20 protein-coding genes, 3 tRNA genes and 2 pseudogenes are annotated in these 26,559 nt (G+C 54.8%); 13 read left to right on the top strand and 12 right to left on the bottom strand.

Annotation, left to right across the window (positions count from 1 at the left end):
- Positions 1-76: 76 nt before the first annotated feature.
- The 4 genes and pseudogenes from H4J77_RS20375 to H4J77_RS10555 all read right to left on the bottom strand — a co-directional run.
- Positions 77-772: pseudogene (locus tag H4J77_RS20375) on the bottom strand (PAS domain-containing protein); the annotation flags it as partial.
- 157 nt (positions 773-929) lie between these two features.
- Positions 930-1,517, bottom strand: coding sequence for a LysE family translocator (locus H4J77_RS10565; RefSeq protein WP_123889033.1), 588 nt, complete (start codon positions 1,515-1,517; stop codon positions 930-932).
- A gap of 47 nt (positions 1,518-1,564) precedes the next feature.
- The gene (locus H4J77_RS10560) at positions 1,565-2,407 is read right to left on the bottom strand and encodes an AraC family transcriptional regulator (protein WP_182248264.1); all 843 of its coding nucleotides are present in this window, start codon (positions 2,405-2,407) and stop codon (positions 1,565-1,567) included.
- A 119-nt stretch (positions 2,408-2,526) separates the two neighbouring features.
- Positions 2,527-3,108 (bottom strand): TIGR00730 family Rossman fold protein, encoded by a 582-nt coding sequence (locus H4J77_RS10555; protein WP_123889031.1) that lies wholly within the window; start codon positions 3,106-3,108, stop codon positions 2,527-2,529.
- 253 nt (positions 3,109-3,361) lie between these two features.
- Here H4J77_RS10555 and H4J77_RS10550 point away from each other — a divergent pair, with 253 nt between their 5' ends.
- From H4J77_RS10550 to H4J77_RS10525, 7 genes and pseudogenes are all read left to right on the top strand, one after another.
- Positions 3,362-3,994, top strand: coding sequence for an FMN-binding negative transcriptional regulator (locus H4J77_RS10550; protein ID WP_123889030.1), 633 nt, complete (start codon positions 3,362-3,364; stop codon positions 3,992-3,994).
- Positions 3,995-4,234: 240 nt separating this feature from the next.
- Positions 4,235-5,113 (top strand): annotated as a pseudogene (locus tag H4J77_RS20370) (nitrate- and nitrite sensing domain-containing protein); the annotation flags it as partial.
- A 9-nt stretch (positions 5,114-5,122) separates the two neighbouring features.
- Entirely contained in the window at positions 5,123-6,232 is a 1,110-nt protein-coding gene (locus H4J77_RS20365; protein WP_404940770.1) for a methyl-accepting chemotaxis protein, read from the top strand.
- A gap of 229 nt (positions 6,233-6,461) precedes the next feature.
- Entirely contained in the window at positions 6,462-7,223 is a 762-nt protein-coding gene (locus H4J77_RS10540; RefSeq protein WP_182248261.1) for an alpha/beta fold hydrolase, read from the top strand.
- Positions 7,224-7,670: 447 nt separating this feature from the next.
- The gene (locus H4J77_RS10535; RefSeq protein ID WP_123889027.1) at positions 7,671-10,058 is read left to right on the top strand and encodes a phosphoketolase; all 2,388 of its coding nucleotides are present in this window, start codon (positions 7,671-7,673) and stop codon (positions 10,056-10,058) included.
- A 133-nt stretch (positions 10,059-10,191) separates the two neighbouring features.
- Complete coding sequence (locus H4J77_RS10530; RefSeq protein WP_123889026.1) at positions 10,192-11,610, top strand: MBL fold metallo-hydrolase RNA specificity domain-containing protein; 1,419 nt, start codon at positions 10,192-10,194, stop codon at positions 11,608-11,610.
- Positions 11,611-11,623: 13 nt separating this feature from the next.
- Positions 11,624-12,502 carry a TIGR00730 family Rossman fold protein gene (locus H4J77_RS10525; RefSeq protein WP_218565735.1) on the top strand — a complete coding sequence of 293 codons (879 nt, stop codon included), beginning with the start codon at positions 11,624-11,626 and terminating at the stop codon, positions 12,500-12,502.
- A 71-nt stretch (positions 12,503-12,573) separates the two neighbouring features.
- On the opposite strand, the gene modF is transcribed toward H4J77_RS10525, so the two are convergent.
- Both modF and ilvC read right to left on the bottom strand, forming a co-directional pair.
- The gene (modF, locus tag H4J77_RS10520; protein WP_123889025.1) at positions 12,574-14,046 is read right to left on the bottom strand and encodes a molybdate ABC transporter ATP-binding protein ModF; all 1,473 of its coding nucleotides are present in this window, start codon (positions 14,044-14,046) and stop codon (positions 12,574-12,576) included.
- Positions 14,047-14,156: 110 nt separating this feature from the next.
- A complete protein-coding gene (gene ilvC / locus H4J77_RS10515; protein ID WP_123889024.1) occupies positions 14,157-15,629 on the bottom strand; it encodes a ketol-acid reductoisomerase in 1,473 nt (490 codons plus the stop codon).
- 194 nt (positions 15,630-15,823) lie between these two features.
- Between ilvC and ilvY the strand changes: the two genes are divergently transcribed.
- Together ilvY and H4J77_RS10505 are read left to right on the top strand one after the other, a co-directional pair.
- A complete protein-coding gene (gene ilvY / locus H4J77_RS10510; RefSeq protein WP_123889023.1) occupies positions 15,824-16,702 on the top strand; it encodes an HTH-type transcriptional activator IlvY in 879 nt (292 codons plus the stop codon).
- 481 nt (positions 16,703-17,183) lie between these two features.
- The gene (locus H4J77_RS10505; protein ID WP_123889022.1) at positions 17,184-17,795 is read left to right on the top strand and encodes a hypothetical protein; all 612 of its coding nucleotides are present in this window, start codon (positions 17,184-17,186) and stop codon (positions 17,793-17,795) included.
- 207 nt (positions 17,796-18,002) lie between these two features.
- Here H4J77_RS10505 and htpX read toward each other — a convergent pair whose 3' ends face one another.
- The 3 genes from htpX to H4J77_RS10490 form a co-directional block, all read right to left on the bottom strand.
- Positions 18,003-18,896, bottom strand: a complete 894-nt coding sequence (gene htpX, locus H4J77_RS10500; protein ID WP_123889021.1) for a protease HtpX — start codon at positions 18,894-18,896, stop codon at positions 18,003-18,005.
- A gap of 162 nt (positions 18,897-19,058) precedes the next feature.
- A complete protein-coding gene (locus H4J77_RS10495) occupies positions 19,059-19,490 on the bottom strand; it encodes a hypothetical protein (protein WP_123889020.1) in 432 nt (143 codons plus the stop codon).
- Between the two features lie 12 nt (positions 19,491-19,502).
- Entirely contained in the window at positions 19,503-20,714 is a 1,212-nt protein-coding gene (locus tag H4J77_RS10490) for a pyridoxal phosphate-dependent aminotransferase (protein ID WP_123889019.1), read from the bottom strand.
- Between the two features lie 447 nt (positions 20,715-21,161).
- On the opposite strand from H4J77_RS10490, the gene H4J77_RS10485 reads away from it, so the two are divergent.
- Positions 21,162-21,647 carry a glutathione peroxidase gene (locus H4J77_RS10485; protein ID WP_123889018.1) on the top strand — a complete coding sequence of 162 codons (486 nt, stop codon included), beginning with the start codon at positions 21,162-21,164 and terminating at the stop codon, positions 21,645-21,647.
- Between the two features lie 18 nt (positions 21,648-21,665).
- On the opposite strand, the gene H4J77_RS10480 is transcribed toward H4J77_RS10485, so the two are convergent.
- The 3 genes from H4J77_RS10480 to H4J77_RS10470 all read right to left on the bottom strand — a co-directional run bounded on the left by H4J77_RS10480 (position 21,666) and on the right by H4J77_RS10470 (position 25,762).
- Entirely contained in the window at positions 21,666-24,014 is a 2,349-nt protein-coding gene (locus H4J77_RS10480) for an ATP-binding protein (RefSeq protein ID WP_123889017.1), read from the bottom strand.
- Positions 24,015-24,271: 257 nt separating this feature from the next.
- Entirely contained in the window at positions 24,272-24,931 is a 660-nt protein-coding gene (locus H4J77_RS10475; RefSeq protein ID WP_123889016.1) for a glutathione S-transferase family protein, read from the bottom strand.
- 63 nt (positions 24,932-24,994) lie between these two features.
- A complete protein-coding gene (locus H4J77_RS10470; RefSeq protein WP_123889015.1) occupies positions 24,995-25,762 on the bottom strand; it encodes a hypothetical protein in 768 nt (255 codons plus the stop codon).
- A 420-nt stretch (positions 25,763-26,182) separates the two neighbouring features.
- Between H4J77_RS10470 and H4J77_RS10465 the strand changes: the two genes are divergently transcribed.
- From H4J77_RS10465 to H4J77_RS10455, 3 genes are all read left to right on the top strand, one after another.
- Positions 26,183-26,258 (top strand) — tRNA-Glu (locus H4J77_RS10465).
- Between the two features lie 17 nt (positions 26,259-26,275).
- Positions 26,276-26,351 (top strand) — tRNA-Gly (locus H4J77_RS10460).
- 59 nt (positions 26,352-26,410) lie between these two features.
- Positions 26,411-26,502: transfer RNA gene (locus H4J77_RS10455), tRNA-Gly, on the top strand.
- Positions 26,503-26,559: the final 57 nt, after the last annotated feature.

Genomic DNA, 26,559 nt, shown 5'->3' with positions numbered 1-26,559 from the left:
GCTCGGCGCTGGTATCCGTTTGCAGTGACACCTCATAGGCGATGCTGGCAGCTTCGTTCACTTCCGCCTCGCGCGCCACCTGATCGGTTACCACACTGGCAAACTTGACTACTTTGGAAAGCTTGCCTTCCACGTCGTAAACCGGGTTATAGGAGGCTTCCAGCCAGACATCACGGCCGCGACTGTCGACACGCTGAAAGCGACCCGAGACGAACTCACCGCGGTTCAGGGTCTGCCAAAAGGATTTGTACTCGGGTGTTGAAGCGGTACCCGCAGGGCAGAACAGGCTGTGATGCTTGCCCACGATCTGGTTGTGCGAATAGCCCATAGCCTCTAGAAATTGCTTGTTGGCCGTGATGATATTACCTTCCAGATCAAACTGAATCACCGCCGTGGAGCGAATCAGGGCGTTGATGAACTCTTGGTTCTCCTGAGCGGCCTGGATTTTTTCGGTAATATCGCGTGCATACCCTTGAATACAAGACAGCTTGCCAGCGCGGTTTTTCAGCGGATACCAGGCAATATGCATCCATGCCAGGGTGCCGTCTTTGCAGATAAAGCGGTAGTCGTCTTGCACTGAGGTAATATTTGCAATAGCCGTTTGAAAGTTACGGAAGCAATCCAGTTTCTTTACATACTCCGGGACTATCTCGCTCAGCGCGCGACCAATGAGTTGGTCTATCTTATAGCCCAAGGCATCAGCAAAGTTCTGGTTCACGTTTGCAATTTTTACATCGGGCGTGAGCTCGATGCTTAGCACCTCGGAGCGCATCATGGTAAATAGCTGGCGCGCCTGCTCCAGCTCATCCTGTTGATCTTGCAGCGTTTGTTTTAGTTTTTTATTGAACATGCGGACATCCATTGTGAGGTGCTGTATTGGATTATCGGCGCGCCATGGTTTTCCTTGATGTGAGCGCTGATATTTAATTTCAGCTTAGCAGGCTCAGCCAACCTGAAATGGCCAATAACAGACCCATAACCTGGTTGAAGCGCTGAAGTTTGATCCCGGTTTGCAGCCATCTGCCTGCTTTTAGCCCCAGCCATGCCCAAAGCAGCATGCAGGGAACGGCTATCAATAGAAACAACAGCGCTAGTAGCCAGGCGGGTGCGCCTGTACTGGTGACGAAAACGCTGACTACCGCCAATGCGACTGTCCACGGCTTGGGGTTAATCAGTTGCATCAGCGCCGTTGCCCAACCGCTTAAAGGCCGCTCACCTTTGGTCGTTGCATCAATAGTGCTAGGCGCCTGCGTAATTTGCCAGCCAAGGTAGCTTAACCATAGCGCACCTATCCAGCCGAGCAGCTGCGCCACAATAGGCATCGAAAAGAGTATTTTCCCGATACCCAGGCCGACCGCCAGCACCACACCTGCTGAGGCCAGGCAGCCGCAAAAGACAATGGGTAGCGTGGCGCGCAAGCCGAAGCGGGCGCTACTGCTCATCGCCAATAGGTTGGTGGGGCCGGGCGTAATAGAGGCGACGAAAGCAAATAGTAGAAAAGGTAAGAGTTGAATCAAGCAGTATCTCCCGCGAGTGGTTGTCGGGAGTTATTGTCGGTGGTCGCCTAGTTACGGTCTGGAAGGCTTGTGCAGCGCTGCCGGTAGCCTGCCGGGGTAAGGCCGTAGGCGCGTTTGAACCAGCGTCCAAGGTGACTTTGATCGGCAAAGCCCAGGCTGGCAGCGACCAGCGCGGGCGCCTCACCAGTGGCCAGACGGCGCCGTGCCCGCGCCAGTCGCAATTGCACCAGATAGGCATGGGGCGCGAGTCCGAATGCAGCCTTGAAAGCGCGGTTCAGACGAAAGCGGTCAACTCCTGCCGCCTTGGCTATATCCACCAGACTGACGTCATTGTGCATATTGGCATGCAGATACTCGCGGGTCAGCGTTGCCACCCTGGGCATACGCGGGTCTGCCTGTGTCCGCTGGCGCCAGTGCATCTGACTGGTCAGCTGGTTCAGTAGATAGTCCAGTGCGGTTTGGCGCACGATGCGCAGCTCCTGCTGATGCAGCGTCTGAAAGGTGCTGGCAATGGCGAAGATCAATTCAGGTGACTGGGCTACGGTCATACTCATGGCGGGCACGCATTGCTGTGGGGCGTCAGCGAACAGGCTGCGCAATTCGCTTTCCAGCCAATGCGGGTCAAGATAGAGCATGGAGTAGGTGAAGCCTTCAGCACTGGGGGCTTCACCGTCGTGAATATCGCCTGGCTCCAGCAATATGACCTTGCCGGGCACGCAGTCATAGCGCTGGCGACCACAGTGAAAGCGCTGCACGCCCTGCTCGGTAAAGCCCACCAGGTAACTGTCGTGCCAGTGTGGGTCATAAGCGTGGCCATCAAAGTGCGCGCGAATGGTCTCAATGCCGGTATCAGCGTCCTGCTTGAGATCAATCCAGTTGCCTGCACTCATGTGTCGTTAGCCAGTAAAAAGGGGAGAGGCCTCAGGATAACGCCATGGTGAGCCACGTCTGGAAGATTTGTGCAGCTCAGACGGCAGGTCGACTTTACCTGGCACGCTATCCTGATCGTTTAGCGCTCGCTTTTACTCTCTACCCATTTGGCTACCTTGGGTGCTTCGTAGTGCTTGACCTTGCTTAGCAGGGAGTCCAGCTCTGCGTCGACGAGCAGCATGTCACGGTAAGGCTGCTTCATGAAGCCTTCGGTGGTGGCGTGGTCGAGGAAGGCGATCAGCTTGTCGTAGTAGCCACTGACGTTGAATAGTGCGCAGGGCTTCTGGTGATGGCCAAGCTGGCCCCAGGTCCAGACTTCAAAGAGTTCTTCAAAGGTACCGACCCCGCCGGGCAAGGCTATAAAACCGTCTGACAGGTCAGCCATCATGGCCTTGCGCTCATGCATGGAGCTTACTTCATGCAGTTCGGTCAGGCCTGTGTGGGCCAGCTCGCGTTCGACCAGATGCCGTGGGATAACGCCGATGACGTTGCCGCCAGCAGCGATGGCGGCATCTGCCACTGCACCCATCAAGCCGACTTGCGCTCCGCCGTACACCAGATCGATACCGGCTTTGGCCAATGCGGTGCCCAGTTGCTTGGCAGCATCGAGGTATTCGGGTTGATTGCCGGCGCTTGAGCCGCAGAAAACGCAAATTCGCATGGGGGGTTCCTTGTGTTGAGCAAAGCAGGTAGCAAGCTGAAAGCCGGGTATCCGGCTGCGTCCGCGACCTTACTCGAAAAGGCCCTGTTTCGCCAAGCTAATGCTCTGCACCGCGCAAGATGGGGTAGCAGGTGATGCCTCGTCTCAAGCTGACGCGCGAGCTCGTGTTTCGCTAACATTGTATTGTGAGATTTTCGTATAGTACCCGCCGTTTGGCTGCTAATCGGTCTGTCTATTGTGGAGCGTGATTATCGTGTATCTGCCTGAGCACTTTGCTGAAGAACGGCCCGAACAACTGCATGCCTTGATGCGCGCCTACCCGTTGGCTGCACTGATTACTCAGACGGAGGAAGGTCTTGATGCCAATCATATCCCGCTTGAGTTGGTGGTAGAGCAGGGTAAAAATGGCGTATTACAAGGTCACATCGCGCGCGCCAACCCCCTGGTGCAACAAGTGGTTGACGGTATGCCGGTGCTGGTGATCTTTCAGGGGCCGCAAGGCTATATCTCGCCCAACTGGTATCCGAGTAAGCATGAAACCCATCGCCAGGTACCTACCTGGAACTATCAGGTTGTGCATGCTCATGGTCGGCTTCGCTTGCGCGATGATGCGCGCTTTGTGCGCGGGCTGGTAGCGCGTTTGACCCGAGAGCACGAGGGGCAGGTTGCCGCGCAGCGGCCCTGGAAAATGACTGATTCCAGCCCGGATTACATTAGCCAGATGCTGGCCGCGATTGTGGGTATCGAGATTGATATTGACCGTTTGGTCGGCAAGTTCAAGCTGAGTCAGAATAAGGATACAGGCGATATTGCCGGTGCTGTCGGCGCCTTGGCTGCAGGTGGGCAAGGTGTGCTGGCCGAAGCAATGCGCGAGCATGATAGTTAGCCTTTATTAGCCTTGAGCGTACGCTTATCGCTTCTGCCCCTGGTGAGTTGGCTTGACTGGTCCCGCAGCGATGTCAAAAGCTGCATTTTAGACCGCGCTTACACTCCACGGCACCGCTCTGGTGCGGTTGTTTCAGCCTAACCCCTGATTCCCTGGGTGGCATACTGATGGCACTCTTTTTGCTGTTGTCTTGAAGCAGTCTGTCCATATGGTCAGGTTTTACTTCAAAGGCGCCAATCTATGCTGTCCATGCTTAGTAATATATCAATGCGCGGCAAACTGTTGCTGCTGATCCTTCCTGCATTGCTGGGAACCCTTTACTTCTCTGTTACCACCGTTAGCTTGCGTCACGCCAACCTGCAAAGCACTGAGGCTTCGCGTGATCTGTTCAATCTGGTGCGTGTTGCAGATCCATTGGTTGAGAATCTGCAAAAGGAACGTGGACTGACCTCACTCTTCATCGTCTCTGGCGGCTCTGATGGCCGCGTGGTCGAGCGGTTGGAAACCCAGCGTGAATTCACCCAGGATGCCCTGGCGGAATTTGAGTCCGTGGTTGGCGCGTTGGATGGCGAAATCAGAGTAGAGATTGCGCCACAGCTGGCACGGGTATCAGCAACATTGGCCGAGCTCGCGCCGTTGCGCGAACGGGTCATGCTGGAAGATATAGATGTCGCGTTGGCTTATGGCGCCTTTACCCAGACGATAGAGCAGTTGATTGCGCTGACGCCGGAGGTTTTACATCGATCGGATGAGCCGCAGCTCACGCGTTTGCTGAGTGCCTTTTACGCCTTGACTCAATCTACCGAGTGGAGCGCGCGCGAGATGGCGGCAGGGGCACGAGTTCTGGCGGATGGCAAGGTCTCGCTGGGCCTGGCGGGTGATGTCAGTGCTGCTGGTGCGCGCAAGCAGGTGCTGCTGGATACTGCGGCAGACCTGTTGGGTGACTCCATGCAGTCGCAGGTACGGGCGCTGCGTGAGCAGCCGGAAGTGATTGCCTTCGTAACGCTGCGCGATCGGTTGATTGGCTCGGAATACGGTTTTCTGGGTATGGCGAATATCGAGTGGTTTGATAGCGCCAGTACTGCGATTGAAGGCGTCTATAACCTTAAAAAGAACGTCGCCGGTCAGATGGCGGCGCGTACGGATTACGTGCTCGATAAAGCCAATAGTGAGCTGCAGCAAGCAGCGGTGATCGGCAGCGTAGTGGTGATTGCCGTGTTGTTGCTGGCGCTGCTGATTATCCTCGGCGTAACGGGTCAGGTGAATCAGTTATTGGGCGATTTTCGCCAGATCATGGAAAAGAAGGATTTGTCGATTCGTACCCGGGTCTGCTCGCGCGACGAGATGGGGCTGATCGGTACGGCACTCAATGGCTTGATCGATACCTTTTCGGGCGCCCTGAGCCAGATCGATCAGACCAGCGTGCGCCTGGCCTCTGCCTCAGAGCAGACCCGCGCTACAGCCAGCCAGAACTCGGATCAGGTTGGCCAGCAACAGCTGTTGGTCGATCAGGTCGCAGCAGCGGCGGAAGAGATGTCGAGCACCTCTGAGGAAATTTCGCGTAACACGCAGCAAGTTGCGGAGGCGGCGGGTGATGCTTCCAGCAAGAACGCCGTCGGGCGTCAGGTTGTTGAGCAGAGCGTTACCCGTATTCGTCATCTTGCGGGCTCGATCGAACAGGTCAATGGCCAGATGCAGCAGCTGCAGCAGAGTAGCGAATCCATCACCCGGGTTATCGACGTTATCAAGGCCGTGGCTGATCAAACCAACCTGTTGGCGCTGAATGCGGCTATTGAAGCGGCCAGGGCTGGCGAGCACGGGCGTGGATTTGCCGTGGTAGCTGATGAGGTGCGTAATCTGGCGCGTAAAACGCACGACTCTACGGTGGAAATCGAATCACTGATTGGCGACTTCCGTGATATCGCCGACAACGTCAAGACCTCGGTGTCGCAGAGTCATGGACTGGCTAATACCACGGCCGATGACGCCGAAAAACTGGAGGGTACGCTCGCGGATATTCTGCAGGACGTCGATCGTATCTCCAGCATGGCAACGCAAATTGCCACGGCAGCAGAAGAACAGGTCGCGGTTACGCGCGATATCTCGCGCAGTATGGCCTCGGTACGCGAAACCTCGCTGCAAACGCTCCATGGCTCACAGGAAATCTCTCAGGTTACCGTCAGCCAGGCAGCTCTGGCCAAGGAGCTGCAGGCGTTGGCACAAGGATTTCGGGTGTAGTGTGCCAAGCCCCTTGGGCCAGCGCAGAAACTGATCGACCTGGCGGAGCATTGATCTGGCGTCGGGCCTCTGAGCCGGATGTATGACCAGCAGCGCTGCGCAGTTAACTTGTCGAGATGCTGTGAGGCTTTAATTTTTAAAGTCTCACAATGAATTCAAAAATACATTTTGACTCAAAATGGTAAGCGACTAATACTCAAACCAGTACCCAAGCCAGGTTGGAGGCCGTATGAGTCGTTTCAAATCCTTTGATGGGGTAGATATTTACTATCAACGCTGGGGGCATCAGTCAGCCCAGCCACCGGTGGTACTGCATCACGGCTATGTCGCCAATGCGCGGGTCAATTGGGTGATACCCGGTATTGTTCGGCGGTTCACGCAGGCCGGGCGCTGCGTTATCGCACTGGATGCACGCGGGCACGGTCGCTCAGATAAACCACACGACGCGGCAGCCTACGGCGAGTCGCGCATGGCCAGAGACTTAAGCTGTCTGCTGGATGAGCTGAAATTGGCAGAAGTGGATCTGGTCGGCTACTCAATGGGCGCCACCGTGGCCTTGTTGGCAGCAACCCAAGAACCCCGCATTCGACGTTTGGTTGCAGGGGGCGTGGGCGGCAATATTCTGCAGCTGGATAGCCACTATCAGGTAGAAGGTAGAAAGGCGCTCTCAAGGGCCATGCTCGCTAGCCGCTGGAGCATTCGCAACCCCACCTTGGCAGGCTTTCGGTTTCTGGCGGATATGGTGTGGGCAGACCGCAAGGCGATGGCGGCTCAAGCCTTGGCGTTTCATGCCGACCGTATCCCACTGGAAAACATCACCGTACCTACACTGATTATCGCGGGCGATAAGGATCCGTTTGCCAAGCAACCACACCAGTTGCAACAAGCCATCCGTGGCGCAGAGCTGAGTTTAGTCCCGGGCGATCACTCCAGCGTACTGATACGGGCCGGTTTTCAGCGGGCAATCGTTGAGTTCTGCGGTGCCGCTTAACGCTCTGCCACGAGGCTGTTAGCTTTGCCGGTTATCGGGGGCAGATGAAAATTAATTCGGTCAGTTGGAAGGGAGCGTCGCGCTGTTTACGCCGCGGGCCCCGATCTCTGGCTAAATATCATATCAAGTGACGTTGGCGTGGTTGGCTGCGCGGTTGCCCATGCATCTGGCGGAGTAATTGCGCCAAATTCTGCGGATCGGAAGGCTGCCGCGCTGCACATTCAGTTGGCAGTTGGTTGCTACCGCAAAAAGCCGCGCCGTACCCTGATTAGCCCGAAACCTTTCTCTGCATAGATATCCAGTACCGCCTTAGCGCGGATTTCCCCCTGGCCGGTGGCGACCTAGGCTTTTACATTTCGGGGTAAAGATAATAAAAATCCCGTGTAAGCTGTTAACTTGAACTGGGTTTCTGATCACGCCGGCACGCAACTCTTCGTGGAGACAACAATGCATAAAACCGACTCATCCCACGCCGAAGCGATTCCCCTTGCTGAGCTGCAAGCGATAGATGCTTATTGGCGCGCCTGCAACTACCTCGCGGCGGGCATGATCTATCTGCAAGACAACCCGCTGTTGCGCGAACCCCTGGAAGTCAGACATCTGAAGAAGCGCCTCTTGGGGCATTGGGGGGCGAGTCCGGGCCTCTCTTTCATGTATGTGCATATGAATCGTCTGATCAACAAGTACGATTTGCCAGCCATTTTTCTGGCTGGCCCAGGTCACGGGGCTCCCGGGGTGCTGGCCCCGGTTTATCTGGAAGGCACTTACTCGGAAACTTATCCCGATATCAGTCAGGATGAGAGGGGTATGCAAGGCCTGTTTAAACAGTTTTCCTTCCCTGGCGGCATTGGTAGTCACTGTACGCCGGAGCTGCCGGGATCGATTCACGAGGGCGGAGAGCTGGGTTACAGCCTCTCGCATGCCACTGGTGCGGCGTTCGATAATCCCGATTTGATCTGTGTGGTGGCGGTGGGCGATGGTGAGGCTGAGACCGGTCCCCTGGCAACCTCTTGGCACTCAAGCAAGTTCCTCAATCCCATTCGCGATGGTGCAGTGCTACCGATACTGCATTTGAATGGCTACAAAATCAATAATCCGACCTTGCTGTCGCGTATTCCCCATGCCGAGCTGGAGGCCTTGTTTCGAGGCTATGGCTGGAAGCCCTATTTCGTCGAAGGCGACGATCCAATGGATATGCACCGCAGCATGGCTGCTACTATGCAAGCCTGTGTTGAAGAGATCCGCACACTGCAGCGCGAAGCACGCGAGTCGGGAAAGGCGCAGCGACAGATCTGGCCGATGATTGTACTGCGCACGCCCAAGGGCTGGACTTGCCCAGGCGAAGTTGACGGCAACAAAATCGAGGGTTTTTGGCGCGCCCACCAGGTACCGCTGACGATGGTCCACAGCAACCCCGAGCATCTGCGAATTCTGGAACAGTGGCTGCGCAGTTATCGCCCCGAGGAACTCTTTACACAAGACGGGCAGCTGGTCCCCGCACTGCAAGCATTGGCGCCTCAGGGTGAGCGGCGCATGAGTGCGAGCCGGCATACCAATGGCGGGTTGTTGAAGCGCAATTTACGAATGCCTGATTTCCGCGAATATGCGCTCGATGTCAGCCGGCCAGCGACCTCCAGTGCCATGAATACCAAGCCACTAGGGGCCATGCTACGCGATATCATGCGTTTGAACGGGCACAACTTTCGGGTCTTCGGCCCAGATGAAAATACCTCCAACAAACTTGATGCCATTTATGAAGTGAGCAAGAAGTTGTGGCTGGCTGACTACCTGCCCGAGGACGAGAACGGTGGTGAGCTTAGCCCCGATGGTCGAGTGCTGGAAATGCTTTCCGAGCATACTTTGGAGGGCTGGCTGGAAGGTTACCTGCTGACCGGGCGGCATGGCTTTCTGGCCACCTATGAAGCTTTTGTACACGTAATTGATTCGATGGTTAACCAACACGCCAAATGGCTCACCATTGCCGCAAAACTCCCCTGGCGAGCGCCTATCGCTTCGCTCAATTTATTGATCACCTCCACGGTGTGGCGACAGGATCACAATGGGTTTTCACACCAGGATCCGGGGTTTCTCGACCTGGTTGTTAACAAAAATCCGCTGGTCACGCGCATCTATCTGCCCCCCGACGTGAATTGTTTATTGTCCACCGCAGATCATTGTCTGCGCAGCCATAACAATATCAATGTGATCGTTTGTGATAAGCAGTCACATATTCAATATCTTGATATGGAGAGCGCTATAGCCCACTGCACCAAGGGGTTGGGGATATGGAGATGGGCCAGCAATGATATGGGCGAGGAGCCGGACGTGGTAATGGTGGGCTGCGGCGATATCCCGACCAAGGAGGCGCTGGCCGCCACCGTGTTGCTGCGTGAGGCTTTCCCCTTGCTGAAGATCCGCTTTATCAACGTGGTCGACCTGTTTCGTTTAAGCCCCGAGCGCGATCATCCCCACGGCCTCTCTGATAGCGACTTCGACAGCCTGTTCACTACTGATAAACCGGTTATTTTCAACTTTCATGGCTACCCTTGGCTGATCCATCGTTTGGCATATCGACGTAAAAATCACGCCAACCTGCACGTAAGAGGCTATGTTGAACACGGTAATATAAATACGCCTCTGGAACTGGCCATCGATAACCGAATTGACCGTTTTAGCCTGGCAATTGAGGTTATCAGTCGGGTTCCGGGTTTAAGCGTCGCTGGCGCGCATGCCAAGCAGCGTTTTCTGGACCAGCAGATAGCCTGCCGCCAGTATGCTCACACTTACGGCATTGATGATCCTGCGGTCAGTGACTGGGTGTGGCCCTATGATTAGTGGTACAGCCGGGTATGTGGTGGCTCCGTGGGCAAGTTGAGAAGCACGGCGCAGGCAATCCGATCTCCGGCTTTTGCAAACCCCCCGGACAGGTGAAATTCCCTGCACGTGTTTCCACAAACTGGAGGTCGCTATGGCTCAATTAACTTTCTACGGTGCGGTTGCCGGTGTCACCGGCTCCATGTATTTGTTGCAAACCGATCATAGCAACCTGTTGCTCGACTGTGGGCTTTTCCAGGGGCGCAGAGAAGAAGAGGAGGCCAATCTAAAGCCTCTGCCATTTGCAGTCTCAAGCCTGGATGCGGTTGTTTTGTCGCACGCTCACCTTGATCATTCCGGTCGGTTGCCGCTGTTGGTGGCCGAGGGCTACAGCGGCCCTATCTATATGACCAAGCCATCCGGTGATCTGATTGAAGTATTGCTCAAGGATGCCGCTTCGCTGCAGGAGCGTGACGTTGAGTGGGAGAACAAGCGCCTTCGTCGTGCGGGCAAGCCGGAAGTCGAGCCTCTCTATCGGGCTGAGGATGTGCAGGAGACGCTGAAACTTTGTCAGGGGCTGAATTACCAGCAACGTATCAGTATCACTGAGGATGTGGAGGTTCGTTTCCTCGATGCCGGGCATATTCTCGGCTCGGCGATTGTCGAGTTGTATATAAGTGAACGGGGCGTGGAGAAGAAGCTGGTATTTTCCGGCGATCTTGGCAATTCGCAAGCCGCCTTGTTGCGCGACCCTGAAGCGGTACAAAGCGCGGATGTGTTGTTGCTGGAATCTACCTATGGTGATCGCGATCATCGCTCAATGGAAGATACCCTGCAAGAGTTTGAAGACGTGATTCTTGAGGCTTCCGAAAACGGTGGCAACATATTGATTCCTTCGTTTGCGGTCGGCAGAACCCAAGAAATAATTTTTCGCTTGGGTGAGCTGTATCAGCAGGGCAAGTTGCATCAGCAGGCAATCTTTCTGGATAGCCCCATGGCTATCGCTGTGACTGAGATCTATCACCGCTATCAGAATATCTATAATGCGGAAGACAAAGCGGCAATTGAAACGGCGTCGCTTACCGCGAGCGCTAAAGAGCGCAGCCTGCACACCTTTCTGCCGATCCTTCGATACTCGATCAGCACAGATGAATCCATGGCGCTGAACAAGGTAGAGCGTGGTGCCATAATTATCGCAGGCAGCGGCATGTGTAACGGTGGGCGGATACGCCACCACCTGAAGCATAATCTCTGGCGCAAGCAGTCGCATGTGATCTTTGTCGGCTTCCAGGCAATGGGCACGCCTGGAAGAGCGCTGGTTGATGGCGCGCGGTATTTCAAAATAGCCGGCGAAGAAGTGATTGTTAAAGCGGCCATCCATACCCTGGGTGGTTTCTCAGCGCATGCGAGCCAGACGCAGCTTATCGAGTGGCTTGGGCACTTCGAGGGCGAGAAGCCGCGCTTGTTCCTGGTGCATGGCGAGGAAAATGCCAAGCAGGCTTTGGCGACGGTGGCCACAACCCATGGTTGGCGGCCGCATATTGCCGGGTTAGGAGAGAAAGTAAAATTTTAAGGGGCGAGAAATATTGATTCATCCGGACAACGTATCGAAAAACTGGCCTCCGAGCGCTGCTGACGATGTTGAGCATGCCAAAAAAGTGCGAATGGACAGTGCTTCGTATCGGCTGGCGTATGTTGACGAAGACTTTATGCTGCGCGACGAACTGCGCGCTGTCCGGCTGCAACTAGAGTGGCTTAAGCCTGATCTCATACTGGAAGAAAATCAGGTTGTTTCCACGGTAGTGATCTTTGGCGGCGCGCGCTTCCGAGATCCGGAGGTGGCGGAGCGCGATTTGCGTACTGCTACTGAGATGCTGGCGCAGAACCCGGCAGCGGAGCTGCTTCAGCGCAACCAAAAGGTGGCCGAGAATGCGCTGAAAAACAGCCACTATTATCAACAGGCAAGGACGCTTGCGCAAAAGCTCACCGAGCTGTCGCTGCTGAGGGGAGGCAATGAATTTGTAGTCGCCACCGGCGGTGGGCCAGGCATTATGGAGGCCGCTAATCGTGGGGCTGCCGACATGGGTGGCAAGAGCATAGGGTTCAATATAGTGCTGCCTTTTGAGCAGCAACCCAACCCCTATATCACTCAGGACCTGTGTTTCCAGTTTCATTATTTTGCGATGCGCAAAATGCACTTTCTAAAACGAGCTCGAGGTCTCGCGGCTTTTCCCGGAGGGTTTGGCACCTTGGATGAGTTGTTTGAAACCCTCACTCTCATTCAAACCACGAAAATTCAGCCCTTGCCTGTAGTCCTCATAGGCAAGGAATATTGGAATAAACTGATTAGCTTTGACTATCTGATTGAGCAAGGCGCCATCACCGAAGGCGACCTTCAGCTTGTTCACTTTGTCGATACAGCCGAGGAGGCATATCAGTATTTATGCCAATCCTGGGCTGACTGAGCGGGTTGCGGGTAGCGCAATGCAGCGCCCGCGTTTTTCCGCATTGCAGGGTCTTCTCGCCAGTAGACAGCCTAACCGTTTTTTTTCAATTTCAAGTACCGCTCTATCCCCGTTATCCGATCTTCTGCGTGGTGGTTAACGTACAACACGGTCGTTTCTGAGCCTTGGCAGATCTTTTCGATCAGGGCCAGCACCAGTTGGCGGTTCATGTCGTCCAGGCCAAGGCAGGGTTCATCCAGAATCAGCAGCGGCGGGTGCTTGACCATGGCGCGCGCGATGAGTAGCAAACGCTGGTCGCCGTAGGACAGCTTGTTGAACGGTTGATCGGCGCGGGCTGTCATGCCGAGCAGTTCCAGCCATTGGTCGGCGATTTTCTTCTGGTTGTCGGACGACTTGCTATACAGGCCGATGCTGTCGTGGAAGCCGGAGATGATCACGTTCTTGCAACTGGTGCTGACGCGGTATTCCCACTGCAGGGCAGTGGAGACGTAACCGATAAACTGTTTAATCTGCCAGATGCTTTCACCCTTGCCGCGCTGAAAGCCAAACACAAATATATCGTTGGTATAGCACTGCGGGTGATCGCCGGTAATCAGTGATAAAACGCCGGTTTTGCCGCTACCGTTCGGGCCGCTGAGTTGCCAGTGCTGGCCGGGCTCTATGGTCCAATCCAGTTTGTCGACAATGACGGTATCGCCGTATTTGATGGTGGCGGCGTTAAGCTTCACTAGAGGTTGGCTTGGGTCGAGGCCCGGTAGGGTGTTACTTGGGTCCGACTCGGGCACGGTCAGGTCGGTGCTTTTCAAATGCAGTAATTGGTACAGCTCGTTGAAGGCGGCTTCGTTGCTTTTATCGACAGTGAGCTTTAAACGACCCTGATTCGGGTTCTTTGGGTCCGAGGTGTCTTTATCCAGGTAGGCAACATGGGTGATGAAGTCTGGCATTTCATCAAAGCGGTTCAGCACCATGACCATAGGCACGCTATCGACGATGGAGGCGAGGTGTGCTTGCAGCATGGCAAGGGTCTCAGCGTCCAGGCCGTCGAATGGCTCGTCGAGAATAAGCATATCTGGTTTGTTAGCCAGCGCGCGGATCAGCATAACCTTGCGGGTTTCACCGGTGGAAAGTTTGCGAAACGCGCGATCGAGCAGTCTGCTCAGACCGAATTTCTCGACCAGCGCCTGGGCGAGTTCAGGGTCTTGGCAGTAGTCGAAAATCATTTCATGGACGGGCGTGCCGAGTGAAATCACGTCCATGATGTCGGCATCGTCTTTTTTCAGTTCCCTGGCGATCAGCTCCGCCTGGGCTTCAAATGAGACCAAGCCTGCGCGTGCTGGAAGGCCTTCAGAACTCCCAGCCGTGATCTCGCCAATACCAGCCAGCGCGGCGGCCAGGGCTGATTTGCCCGCGCCATTGGGGCCAGTGATCACCCAGTGTTGGTCCGGCGTAATGGTCCAATCGATCTCGCTTAGGGTGAAGCGATCGTCAAAGCTGACAGTCGCTTTTTTCAATTGAATAGGGCCTAAACGGGTTGAAGCGTTCATTGATGCATGCCTTTTGCTGTGCAAACTACCGGGTCTGCGAATGGCAGAGACAAAAAAGCCGGGTTTCTGGTTGGAAACCCGGCTTCTGTGGCTTAACGCTGACTAATCGATTAAACGATTTTCTTCATGTCAGCCATGTAGCCGCGCAGGACGGTACCTACTGCTTCTACCGGGTGTGAACGCAGCGCTGCGTTTACTTCGATCAAGCGCGCGTTATCAACGCCGTTGTCTTCCAGTGACAGACCTTTGCCGATGACGTCGGTCTTGATGTTTTTCATGAAGTCGGCCAGCAGCGGCACGCACGCGTGGTTGTACAGGTAGCAACCGTATTCTGCAGTGTCAGAAATGGTCGCGTTCATCTCATACAGCTTCTTACGCGCGATGGTGTTGGCGATCAGTGGCGTTTCGTGCAGAGACTCGTAATAAGCAGACTCGGCGATGATGCCAGCAGCCGTCATGGTTTCAAAGGCCAGCTCAACGCCGGCTTTAACCATGGCAACCATCAGGATGCCGTTGTCGAAGAATTCCTGCTCGGAGATTTCTACATCGCCAGCTGGGGTTTTCTCGAAGTTGGTTTCAGCGGTATCGGCGCGCCATTGCAGCAGATTTTTGTCGTCGTTGGCCCAGTCTTCCATCATGGTCTTGGAGAAGTGACCGCTGATGATGTCGTCCTGGTGCTTGTTGTACAACGGACGCATGATCTGCTTCAGCTCTTCAGCCAGATCAAAGGCTTTGATCTTGGCAGGGTTGGACAGACGGTCCAGCATGTTGGTCACGCCACCGTACTTCAGAGCTTCGGTGATGGTTTCCCAGCCGTACTGGATCAGGCGAGAGGCATAGCCAGCGTCGATGCCTTCTTCAACCATCTTGTCGAAGCACAGGATAGACCCGGTCTGCAGCATGCCGCACAGGATGGTTTGCTCGCCCATCAGGTCGGATTTAACTTCGGCGATGAAGGACGACATCAGAACGCCGGCTTTGTGACCGCCCGTACCCACTGCGTAGGCTTTGGCCAGCGCCAGGCCTTCGCCTTTTGGATCGTTGTCTTCGTGCACGGCGATCAGGGTAGGTACACCGAAGCCACGCACGTATTCAGCGCGTACTTCAGAACCTGGGCACTTGGGAGCAACCATGATGACGGTCAGGTCGTCACGGATTTTCATGCCTTCTTCGACAATGTTGAAACCGTGCGAGTAAGACAGGCAAGCGCCGTTCTTCATCAGCGGCATAACAGCAGTCACAACAGCGCTATGCTGCTTGTCTGGTGTCAGGTTCAGAACCAGGTCTGCGGTGGGGATCAGTTCTTCGTAGGTACCCACGGTAAAGCCGTTTTCAGTCGCGTTCTTCCAGGACTGGCGCTTCTGGGCAATGGCTTCAGGGCGCAGGGCGTAGGAAACGTCCAGGCCGCTGTCGCGCAGGTTCAAACCCTGGTTAAGGCCTTGTGCACCGCAACCGATGACGACCAGCTTTTTGCCTTTCAGCGCGTCTACGCCATCAGCAAATTCAGCGTTGTGCATGAAGCGGCATTTTGCCAGCTCAGCGAGTTGCTCGCGCAGCGGTAAGGTATTGAAGTAATTAGCCATTTTGAGAACCCTGCTTATATGTTGAAGACATCGATGGGGTGGGTACATCGATCCTGAAAAGTGACACAGCCGCTACATCTGAGGTACAGCGCCATGTGAGTGCCGCTACTGTATAGAAAATTTACCTTTTCGGAAATTGATATATTTGCAACAAGACGTCCCGTTTTTTGCAATCATCCGTTATGCTCACGGGTATGAATATCAAAACCCTGAAACAGTTTCTCGCCTTGGCCGAGACCCTGCATTTTGGCCGTGCCAGCGATGAGTGCCATATCAGCATATCTGCCTTGTCGCGCAATATCCGCCAGCTGGAGGACGAGCTGGGTGTCTCGCTGTTTAGTCGCGACAATCGTACCGTGGTGTTGACTCGGGAAGGGCAAAAGTTTCTCAAGTATGCGCGCGAAACCAGCAATCAGTGGAATCTGATTCGGCATGAACTGACCGACAATTCTGATCAGTTAAGTGGCGAGATCAGTTTGTATGGCTCGGTTACTGCCAGCTACAGCTTTCTGTATGAGCTGTTGCGACGCTTTCGAAATGCGTACCCGGCCATTGAAATCAAACTGCGTACCGGCGACCCGGAGCATGCTATCGCGCATGTGCTGGGGGGCAAGGAAGACATCAGTATCGCAGCACGGCCAGCAAGCCTGCCGCGTGGCTTGGCATTCCAGCCTATCGCTATTTCGCCTTTGCTGTTTATCGCGCCTCTTGAGCAGCAAGTACCGAACGTACCCACCAGCACGCCGGCGACGCCGCAAGAGTGGGCGACTATTCCGGTGATTCTCTCGGAGAGCGGTGTGTCCCGAACCCGGGTGGATGAATGGTTTCGCCTGCAAGACATCACCCCGCGCATTTATGCTCAGGTCACCGGTAATGAAGCTATTGTCAGCATGGTCAGCTTGGGCTTTGGTATTGGTGTGGTGCCCAAGATCGTGCTCGACAATAGTCCACTGCGCGATCGTATTCGTGTGCTTGAGGTGACGCCTGAACTGGAGCCTTACGATATCGGTTTGTTTGTCTTGAAGAAGAACCTGAAAAACCCACTGGTTGAGGCTTTTTGGAGTTTGATGTGAGTTTGTCAGCCAGTTTGCCACGTTGGTGCGAGGTTGGATCCTGAGCGGAAGTGCGCTGGCTAGCGGGCAGGCACTGTGTCTGTTTTGTCATACTTATAAGCGAAGATTCATAGAGAGGTTGATGCATAAAGATGATTGCGCTAACCGCTGTAGTGGTAGATATTTATGCGGTTTTTATAAAAAGTCAGAAGAGTTTTAGCTGGCGATGAGGTGTGGAAGGCCTCGCTTTTGGTTCGCTGCGTATATATGAAGACGTAGGAGGGTGCTAACCAAAAAAAGTGGTCAGAATGAGTGTGTGTTTTAAGTGTAAAACGTGATGTTGCGATCTTGGGGAAATTGTTGCGTTTCTCATTCTCGTGAAAAAAAGCTTCACAAAAAACTTAGTAAGGAAACTGACTTTGCGTTAGCGGTGCTGTGATTTTAGGCGTGTCGGCCCGTATCAAGACGCTAAGTTAATACAATAAAAAATATGGAGAGGCGTATGAAGAGCAAATATGCGGTTTCGATTGGACTGTTAGTGCTGGCTTTAGGTGGTTGTGTATCGCCTAAAGCGTATGTGGATCCGAAGTACGCAGGTACCAGCTACTCGGAGATAAAGCGTGTTGAAAAGCAGTACAACGCGAATATTGATGTCGAGTTTCAACGCAATGGCAGTCACTATTCTGCGGCTGACTCAGAGCTTCGAGCTAATGTAGAGCGGATTTTTCGAGCATCGGGTGTCGTTGTTCCTTCGCCAGGCTCTTCTGATATGAGTATCAAGGTCGTCTGCAACAACATCGCTGATATTAGCGGTGCGGCGATGAAGGGGTTTGGTACCGGGTTAACCTTCGGTGCTGCAGGTACGGCAGTTACTGACTTCTATCAGATTACTATTGAGTTGAAGCGTGGTGATGAAGTTGTTTCTAAAACATATGACCATGCCATACACACTACTGTAGGTAACAAGGCCGCTCCGGTTCAAGGTGTTACGCCAACGACTTTGGCTAACGCATTTAGTGGCGTCGTAGAAGATGTTGTTTTGCAGTTTGTTAAGGAAATGCAGGACAGTAATGTTTTGACGCTCAATGAATTGTTTATGCGTAATAGCGCGTAATAGCGCTGGGCGACAGCGCTTGCGATCTTGGTATACGTCTGGACCTGGTTGCTTCAAGTTTGGTCCAGACGTTTACGCAATGCTCAATAAAGGGTTGTATTGTTTTGCATTGGCTTAAGGTTTCAAGCGGGCTGGTTTTTACCCAGTCCGCTTTGAGTTTAACTTTCCGCTTCAACCTCTAAGCTCCCTGCTCCACGTGTCAGTACCTCAACGATAATTCCCGGCCTTGAGCGCTGCGATGCGTTCATCCAGCGGCGGGTGGCTCATCAGCAGACCGGCCAGGCCGTGCTTCAGGCCGCCGTTGATGCCAAAGGCGGTCATTTCACCTGGCAGTTCTACCGGGATACCTTGCTCGGCCTTCAATCGCTCGAGTGCTGCAATCATCGACCCGGCACCGACTAGCTGGGCGCTGGCGGCATCTGCGCGGAACTCACGCTGGCGCGAGAACCACATGACGATAATGCTGGCGAGAATGCCCAGTACCATTTCAGCAAATATGGTCGCGACGAAGTAGCCGATGCCAGGCCCACTGCCTTCATTTCTAAACACGGCGCGGTCAACAAAGTTACCGATAATGCGGGCGAAGAACATAACGAAGGTGTTCACTACGCCCTGAATCAAGGTAAGGGTGATCATGTCGCCATTGGCCACGTGGCCAATCTCGTGCGCCATGACGGCCTTGATTTCTGCCTGGCTGAAACGCTGCAGCATGCCTTCTGATACGGCGACCAGTGAGGCATTTCGATTCCAGCCAGTGGCAAAGGCGTTAGGTGCCCGTGAGGGGAATATGGCGACTTCGGGCATACCGATGCCGGCGTTGCGAGCCAGCTCTTCTACGGTTTTGACCAGCCATTGTTCCTGTTGGGTTTGTGGCTGCTCGATAACGCGCGCGCCCGTGCCGCGTTTGGCCATCCACTTGGATAGAAACAGCGATATGAAGGAGCCGGCAAAACCGATCACGGCGCAGAAAATCAACAGCGCCTGCAGGTTCATGCCGCCCTGGCCGTTGTGAATATTACCGACGCCAAGCAGGCTCAGAGTAATGCTGGCAACCAGCACTACCGCAATGTTGGTAGCCAGAAATAGGAAAATGCGCATCATGTTTTGGATCGTTCCTGTATAGAGAAAAATCAGCTCGTCCGGCATCGCGGTTTCAAGCTCTATTCTGAGCTTATATTGGGCGAGCGGGGCGGGCTTTCAATACTGACTCTATGACAAAAGATGTCATGGTCAGGTTTCACTGGCAGGAAGTGAGGGCTGTAGCTATTTGTAACTCGGTATGAAGCAGTGCTGAACCGTGTCGTATAGCTGGCTGCTGGAACCGCTGCTAAGCGCATCGCGCAGACGCTGAGCAAGGGTGGCGCGTTGGCGCGCAATGCTGGCAGGAAGCTCGGGATCGCGCGCTTGTGGTTCTGCTTTGGAGAGCAGTACAAAGGCGCGTTCGGTCAGGCAGGCCTGATCAATGGCCTCCTGACGGATGGTGTCGGTGAAGCGCAAAAAACCTTCATCGGCCAGCCACAGCATGGCGCTGAAGCAGCCGAGGTGGCGTGGCGCGGGCACGCCAAAGGAGTCGGGTTCGTGCTCGCCGATAAGGTCGCTGACGAAGATGGCTGTAGGCTGTGGAAAGCGGTTGTACAGCGCCACCAGGATGCGGGCGACATCCTGGTGAAAGTCTTCGATATGCAAATCAGCCACGTTGCTAGCCCTTTACTGCTTGTAGGTCTTGAGAAAGTTGGCGATGCGCCCGATGGCCATCTCCAGATCGTCTTTACGCGGCAGCGAGACAATACGGAAGTGGTCGGGCCATGGCCAGTTGAATGCGGTGCCTTGCACGATCAGGATTTTCTCCTGCAGCAGCAGGTCGAGCACCATCTTTTCATCGTTATGAATAGGGTAGACCTTGGGGTCCAGCCGCGGGAAGAGGTAGAGCGCGCCCTTGGGTTTGGTACAGCTAACGCCGGGGATTTCGTTGAGTAACTCCCAAGCGGTGTCGCGCTGCTCCAGCAAACGGCCGCCCGGAAGGATCAGGTCATTGATGCTCTGATAGCCGCCCAGTGCGGTTTGGATTGCGTGCTGTGCCGGTACGTTGGCGCACAGGCGCATGGAGGCGAGAATTTCCAGGCCTTCGAGGTAACTGGTCGCATGCTGTTTGGGCCCGCTGATGATCATCCAGCCAGAGCGGAAGCCCGCGACGCGATAGGACTTGGACAAACCGTTGAAGGTCAGGCAGAGCACGTCAGGTGCAACGGCTGCGACGGATTCATGCTCTACGCCGTCGTACAGGATCTTGTCGTAAATCTCATCGGCAAACAGGATCAAGTCGTTCTCGCGAGCAACTTGCGCCAACTGCTCCAGCACCTCGCGCGGATATACGGCGCCAGTAGGGTTGTTGGGGTTGATGATGACCAGCGCCTTGGTGTTACTGGTGATCTTGCTGCGAATATCTTCGATGTCCGGATACCAGTCCGACTGTTCGTCGCACAGGTAGTGCACCGGCTTGCCGCCGGAGAGGCTCACTGATGCCGTCCACAGCGGGTAGTCCGGCGCCGGGATCAGTACTTCATCGCCGTTGTTCAGCAGGCCTTGCATGGCCATGACGATGAGCTCGGATACGCCGTTGCCGAGATAGATATCTTCGATGCCGACGTTGGGAATGTTCTTGGTCTGGGTGTAATGCATGACCGCTTTGCGGGCGGAGAACAGACCGCGCGAGTCGCTGTAACCCTGGGCCGTAGATAAATTGAGGATAACGTCCTGCAGGATCTCTTCCGGCGCTTCAAAACCGAAGGGAGCGGGGTTGCCGATGTTCAGCTTGAGAATGCGGTGGCCCTCTTCTTCGAGGCGCTTGGCGTGACGCAGCACGGGGCCGCGAATGTCGTAGCAGACGTTGGCCAATTTGTTGGACTTGCTAACCTGCATGGTGCTTACCTTGTCGATCCAGGGCTGATGTGCACGTCAGGGAGGAGGGTGATGGCAGTCATCCCTGAGCGATTGTAATACGACCATCATACGTCTTGCGTGGCTCCCTGTGAAAGCCTGTGTTGGCGATTCTGGGTGGGGAAAGTGCAGAAAGTGTGTAGCTGTATTGGTGTTTGTGGGTTTTGACCTGAGTGCATGAAGACATGGAGGCTGAGAAGGACCGTTTTAACCTACCGCAGCAGGTGGGGCGGAGTGATTATGCAGCGTTACCGCCAGCCCTGAACGAACTGGTGCTTGAATTTGCCAGGGAAAAGTACCCGTGGTTGCGTGCACTTCCTTTGAGCGCCGCCATGCCTACTTTAATTGCGCGCAAATAAATTGCATGCAAACAAATATACGCTAAGCTGTTGTGACGTCGTCAACAATACTCCCAAGGAGCACCACCCCATGGCTGAACAACTACTGCAGATCCCCTGTACCACCATTGATAACCGTGAAAGCAGTCTCGCCGAACTGGATGGTAGGGCGTATCTGGTGGTCAATACCGCGAGCAAATGTGGTTTCACTCCTCAGTACAAGGGGCTGGAAGCCTTGTGGCAGGACTATCAGGCCAAGGGGCTGCGGGTGGCGGGCTTTCCGTGTAACCAGTTTGGCGCGCAAGAGCCGGGTGATGAAGGACAGATTTCCGAGTTTTGTGAGCTGAACTACGGCGTTAGCTTTCCGCTGTTCAAGAAGGTCGATGTAAATGGCGACCAGGCTCACCCGCTGTTTGTGCAACTTAAATCGCAGGCGCCTGGCTTGCTGGGCAGCAAGGGTATCAAGTGGAACTTCACCAAGTTTCTGGTCGACGGTCAGGGTAAGGTAGTCAAGCGCTATGCACCTACTACCAAGCCGGAAGATCTGCGTGCCGATATTGAGGCATTGCTGGCTTAAACGCTGGTACGACGCCGGTCAGTCTGTGCGTTGGCTGCTCAGCCAGCGCTGCAGAATGGCTTGTAGATCTTCTCGCTTGAAGGGTTTGGCCAGATAGTCGCTCATACCTGCATCCTGGCAGCGCTGCCGGTCCTCGTGCAGTGCATTAGCCGTTAACGCGATGATCGGCAGATCTTTCCAGCGCGGATCTGCACGTATCCGCCGGCTCGCCTCGTAACCGTCCATGACGGGCATATTGCAGTCCATTAGCACCAGCGAATAAGGTGCTTTTTCCAGCATGCTCAGAGCAATTTCACCGTGTTCAGCGAGATCTACCTCGTAGCCCAGGCGGCTTAGCATGCCTTTGGCAACCATCTGGTTGACCATGTTGTCCTCTACCAGTAACAAGCGCTGACCCGCCGCTGAGACTTCAGTCTTACTGGGCGCCTGGGTGTCTTTGAACAGACCAAACAGCTCGTCGATCGCCTGCGCCAGTCGGCGTCTTGAGGGTGGCGAGGCGACTTGCTGGCGAATTCCGAGTTTCAAGGCCTTGTTGGTAGTCAGCAAGGCCCTGTAGCCACAAATCAGCAGGCGTGGTTTGTTCGGTTCGACCGCTTTCAACCGCTGCGCCAGGGCAGGGCTGTCGAGCAACCAGAAGTCACTGTCGTGCGTCATCGCAGGTAGGGTGGCGGCTGGCTGGTAGTCGATCAGCATGCAGGTCATGCCCCAGCTTGTCAGCAGTTCTTCTAGCACGGCGCCTTGCAGGTTTCCGCTTTGATTCCAGATAGTGACTGTGCGTGGTGTTGGTTTGGGGAAGCCCGGTTGCTGGGTATGGGTGGCCAGTGGGATGGATACGCTGAAGGTACTGCCATGCCCCAGGGTCGATTGGACGGTCAGATCGCCGCCCATAGCGTCTGTCAGGCTTCGGCACAGTGCCAACCCCAGGCCTGTGCCACCAAAGCGCCGGGAGATGTGTGCGTCAGCTTGGGTAAAGGGCGAGAAAATAGCTTCCAAAGATTCGTCCGCAATACCGATACCGGTGTCCGAGACGCTGATGCGCACGCGTTGCTCGCTGCTACCGCTGTGCTCCAGATTGAGGGTCAGGGCGACATGGCCCTGCTCCGTAAACTTGAGTGCGTTGGACAGAAGGTTGCTGATAATTTGACGTATGCGAGTAGGGTCGCCCAGCAACATGCCGGGCAGGCGCGGATCAACCCGGCAGGTGAGTTCAATGTCCTGTTTGCCCGCATTCTGTGATAGCAGGCTGGCGGTTTCTTCCAGCAGTGCACCAAGATCGAAGGGGATGCGTTCCAGTTGTAGCTTGCCAGCTTCAAACTTGGACAGGTCGAGAATATCATTGAGCAGTGCTACCAATACCTTGCCCGAGTCGTAGGCAATCGACAGTTGTTGTTTCTGTTCGTTGTTCAGGGGACTGTCCAGCGTTAGCCCGATCATACCCAGCAGGCCGTTGATTGGTGTGCGTATTTCGTGGCTCATGTTGGCCAAAAAGGCTGAGCGCGCGCGTGCCATATCCAGCGCTTCTTCGCGTGAGCACTCCAGATCCTGATTCGAGCGGCGTAGCTGCGCGTTGGTCTCTTGCAGTTCGTTGGTGCGTGACTCAACGATGCTTTCCAGTTCTTCCAGGTATTTGCGCAGGCGTTCTTCGGCGCGCAGCTTCTGCCGCATATTGACGTCGATGCTCTGCAGTTGTCTGTTGATAACCTCGACCAGGGCTCCGATCTCGTCGCGTTCATGGCCATCGGGGCAGGGCAGGCGGCTGCGCTCGCCCTCGGTTTTCATGTTCAGCAGGTCTTGAATCAAGCGCACCAGCGGCTTGGTAAGCATGCCGTAAAACAACACCATCAGAATGAGCGAGAGTACCAGGCTAAGAATGAAGCCTGAGAGCATGGTCAGCCCGGCACGGCGCAGGAAGCTGGCACCCTGATGAAAGGTATCGACTTCAATGACCAGGTGGCCTAGCAGCTCGTTGGGCGTGTGTTCAACGTAGAGTGGATGCGAGTAATCCCGGCGACGCTTGAATAGCGCGTCGCTGACAAAGCGGTAGCGGCTGGAGGCCATTGGCCGACTGACGCTGGCTAGCGCGATACCATTGTTATCGATGATTTCGGCACGAATGATTGGCGGGGCCTGCAGCAGGCCGTTGACCAGCTCCAGTGCCAGCTCGGCATCAATGTTGTAGGCAATGCGTGAGGCCGGCCCGAGACTGACGTTGATTTGCGCCTGGACAGCTTCGTCTATAGCCGCGTCTTCAGAACGATAATCCACCATAACCTGCACCAGTCCGAGCAAAGTGCCTAGAATAAACGCTGCCAGCACGCCCAGGCGGGTCTGCTTGAATGAAAGGCGGTTGGTCAGGCGGATATCCATCACGGCGGCAGCGGTCCTTTGTGCAGTCTTATGGCAGAAGCTTAGCGTACTATCGCCAGCAAGGTATCAGCATGACACCCGCTGGCTAGTTTGTTCTTTTCTACTCCCTCAGTCAGAAATGCTGCCCTTGAGTGGCGTTGGGTCTACGAGCTTCTGGCGAAGGTTGTCTGTTAAGTTACCGAGCAAGGTGCACGAGGCTATCGCTGCGCTTATCCGTTTACCAATCCAGAGATCCATATGGATCGCTATGCGGATTTTTAGATGCGCCCGGTTAGCTTGGCAACCATTTGATGCTCTGCTGGTAGCAGCGCCGAGACACTGGACCGTGAGCTCACCCGGCTGAGTAGCGATGACAGGCCAGGCCAGCGGTACTCGTCAATCAGCTCGCCCGCGTGTGCCATGTTAATCAGTTGGGTGCAGACTGCGATATCCGCCAGACTGAACTGCTCGCCCAGAAAATACAGCGAGTTGCCCAGTTCTGTTTCCAGGTAGTTGAGCAGGCGCGGCAGATGGTGTTCAAGTGCCGCCTGAATCATGTCCTGATCGGGCTCCTCACCGTAGTTTGGTGCTACCACTCGCTGAAAGAACAGCGCGAATGTGCTGTGCGGGGCCAGCTCGTAATCGGCGTACTTCTCCAGCCAGCGAACTCTTGCCGCCTGCTCCGCGGTATTGCCATAGAGCGATTGACCACCGCGGCTTTCGTGAAGGTATTGTGCGATTACCGCAGAGTCTGCCAGCTTGACATCGCCATCCTGTATTGCAGGAATACGGCCCAGCGGACTGATGTCAAAATACCAATCAGGTTGGCCGCGCGGTGGGATGGGTTTTAGTTCGTAGGCGATATTTTGCTCGGCGAGCTGAATACGAATCTTGCGAACAAAAGGTGATAGTGGCGCGCCATAGAGAGTCAGGGCCATTGCGTCTTCCGTACAGGGGTGAAGGACGCGGCTGGGCTGCCAGCCGCGAATGAGGAATGAAGATCAGTCGTCGTAGACCGCTTTCTTCTTCCAGATTTCTTCGGCACTTTCCATAACCTCAAGACCAGCATTTAGCTCGCTGGGAGCGCCTGTACTTTGCTGGTTTTCGGCTGCGACGGCGGCGTCGGCTCGCTGCATTAAGGCCTTGTACTGAGCCAGATGCTCACTGAAAGCTGGGTTGTTTAGCTTGGTGAGATACGCTACAGCTCGTTCATATTGTAACTTGGCAACTCGTGGCTTGCCTTGCTGCATGCCTAGCTTGGCGCTGGCATTGAAGGTGTCGAGCGTAGCTGCAACCAGGAATTGACGGATGTGGTCTGACCACTTTTTCAGTGTGGCTTTATCGATGAAACCGTCAGCCTGTGCTTGTTGCAGTTGCTTGTAGAGGTTTTCCAGTTGTATTCGAGCTTCTTTGCCTTTGGCTTCGGTATCCAGTGCTACAGGCTCGTTGCTGGGTGGGTTATTCTGCTGAAGTTGTGCTTTGGATTCTTCCAGGCGTTTCGTGGTTTCCGGCGCGTTATTGTTAATGCTCGCTAACTTTTGCAGAAGTTTGATTTCAATGCTGAGCAACAGGTTGCCCAGCTCAGCGGGGAAAAACTGGCCGGGCAGGTTGGCCATAACGCTGTTACCTATTTTGATACGCGCAGCAATTTCTGCCGATTTTCTGGCGCGCTCCAGACGAGCGCGCTCTAGCCCCTGGCTGATGAGACCAATGCTGACCAAAACGACTAGGCCAGCTGCCAGTAAACCGCCTATAAGGAGTGGGGACACTTAGTTGTCTCTCTTTTGTACTGAATATCCTGAGCTGTGCTGATCAGAGCAGGCTATCTGGTAGCGACTGCGATATCAGCGTTCCCTGACTGATGCGCAGCGCGCATGCGTTAGCAGAGTCCCAGCTCGTTAGCTCTCACTAAAGCATCATGGCCGACACAGCCGGAGGCGACAAGCTTTTTTCTGCCGTTGGTCGACTTGCGCTTGGATGTTATGTTTTTGCGTCTAGCCCTCGCTTTATCGGCCTTTGCCGATGGTAGAGGTGTTACATGGGCAGCGCTGTGCAAAAAAACCTGAAAAAAGATTGGGTTGAGGGGTTGACGATATTCCAGACCATGCATAAAATGCGCGCCACTTGCAGCGAACAATGTTCAGCAAGGAGCCAAGGTTAACAGCCTTAGCGATGTGAAGTCCGGATGTGTCCCCTTCGTCTAGTGGCCTAGGACACCGCCCTTTCACGGCGGTAACAGGGGTTCGAGTCCCCTAGGGGACGCCAATTACGGCGTCAGTTTTGCGGGAATAGCTCAGTTGGTAGAGCACGACCTTGCCAAGGTCGGGGTCGCGAGTTCGAGTCTCGTTTCCCGCTCCAGAAGTAACGAAGAAACCGCTCAAGCAGCGGTTTTTTTGTGTCTGCGATTTGGTGCGAAGGCGCAGGAATAGCTCAGTTGGCAGAGCACGACCTTGCCGAGGTCGGGGGCGGGCGGCGAGCCTCGCGAGTTCGAGTCTCGTTTCCCGCTCCAGAAGTAACAAAGAAACCGCTCAAGCAGCGGTTTTTTTGTGTCTGCGATTTGGTGCGA

This window comes from Pseudomonas sp. 5Ae-yellow (assembly GCF_014077575.1).
In the GTDB taxonomy this organism is placed as follows: domain Bacteria; phylum Pseudomonadota; class Gammaproteobacteria; order Pseudomonadales; family Pseudomonadaceae; genus Halopseudomonas; species Halopseudomonas neustonica.
Note: the sequence above shows the minus strand (reverse complement) of the source record. Positions and strands in the feature narration are given on the sequence as shown.